This window comes from Polyangium fumosum, from assembly GCF_005144585.1.
GTDB lineage: Bacteria > Myxococcota_A > Polyangia > Polyangiales > Polyangiaceae > Polyangium > Polyangium fumosum.
In genome coordinates, this window is the sequence record NZ_SSMQ01000186.1 from 1 (window position 1) to 1,294 (window position 1,294).

The 1,294-nt window shown below is 58.4% G+C and carries 2 protein-coding genes; both read left to right on the forward strand.

Annotation, left to right across the window (positions count from 1 at the left end; genetic code table 11):
• The first annotated feature begins 37 nt into the window (after nt 1-37).
• On the forward strand, nt 38-316 hold the full coding sequence (locus E8A74_RS56285) for a YaaC family protein (protein ID WP_420814250.1): 279 nt from the start codon (nt 38-40) through the stop codon (nt 314-316).
• A gap of 80 nt (nt 317-396) precedes the next feature.
• On the forward strand, nt 397-1,185 hold the full coding sequence (locus E8A74_RS51630) for a helix-turn-helix domain-containing protein (protein ID WP_136936584.1): 789 nt from the start codon (nt 397-399) through the stop codon (nt 1,183-1,185).
• The last annotated feature ends 109 nt before the right edge of the window (nt 1,186-1,294 follow it).

Consider the following 1,294-nt stretch of genomic DNA (forward strand, 5'->3'; position numbering starts at 1 on the left):
TGCGCAGACGTCTGCGCGCGCTTGCTGTCGAAGCTCGATGCGCCCGGCGGCCGGACGAACGCGCGTGCGCGCGGCGCCTGCCACGGCAGCGGGCCGGCGTCCAGACGGGGGTGAGCGAGGTGATACACACTTCCTCCTGATCAACGCACTGTCGAACATCATGAGGTACTCTCCGCATGGTTGGGGCTCTGTCCTGGCGAATGAGGTAAACTCAGGAACGTCTCTCCTCATCAAGAAGTACCTTTCTGCCTTCGAGAACAAGTTGCCATTTATAGTACTTCGAGACATCTCGAGATACTATCCATACGTCTCGTAAAGGGAGCAGACCATCGGCGGTCAATTGGGCGGGCGGCTGAGTGGCTGCCCAGAAAAGCTAGGGAAGGAGTAGAACACGCAATGTTCAGCAGCGTCGAGATCGGTAACCGCATTCGGGCGGTACGCCAGGACGTTGGCGTTTCGCGCCTCACTCTCGCGGAAGCTCTCGGCGTGGACGTGAGCATCGTCGACAAGCTTGAAGAGGGCACTCTATCGCCGTTGCCGGGCGACTACATTCTGATTGCGTCTCGTGCGCTCAACAGGGATTTTCGCTATTTCATTTCCACTGAGCTGGATGCGGACGAAGAACAGACCCGCCGCGTGTACCGTGCTCTCTCGGCTCCGAAGTCAGCCGATCTGTATGCCATTGGCCGATTCATGGCAATGTGCCTCGCCGAAGCCGAGGTCGAGAGCATTGTCGGCGCCAGTCGTCCTTCGCTCCCGCCCCGCTATCCGCCACCCCGGCTTCGCCGTGCGAAACACATTGAGCAGGCCGCGCATGCAGCCGAGGCGGAGCGCGTTCGACTGGGACTCGGAGTTTCTCCAGTTCACAACATTTTCGACATCCTGCGCTCCCAAGGCTGCCGAGTGGTTCGACACATTCTCGAGGACTCGGACCTATCGGGCCTTACCGTTGTGCATCCGCACGCTGGAATCTGCGTTCTCGTCAATTATGACGACGACCTCTACAGGCAATTTTTCTCTGCGGCACACGAGTATGCCCATGCTCTATTTGATCGTGACACGATTGAGACCGAAGGGTGCGTCGTGTCCTATCGATACAGCTCGGCAGAGCTCGTTGAGCTGCGAGCGAACAGGTTTGCTGCGCATTTCTTGCTCCCCTCGGCAGCGCTAGAAGTCATCCCATAAACCATCCGGTAGGACCATCGGCTCCAACATCCCACTTTGTGGGATCAATTTAACCAGCGTCGGTCCAGCCGTCGGTACATTTTCACGGCTGGCGACATATGCAGGTGTG

Excerpts from the sequence above, each read along its gene's own strand:
- E8A74_RS56285 (WP_420814250.1), top strand. The coding sequence starts at position 38 with ATGCGCCCGGCGGCCGGACGAACGCGCGTGCGCGCGGCGCCTGCCACG.
- E8A74_RS51630 (WP_136936584.1), top strand. The coding sequence starts at position 397 with ATGTTCAGCAGCGTCGAGATCGGTAACCGCATTCGGGCGGTACGCCAG.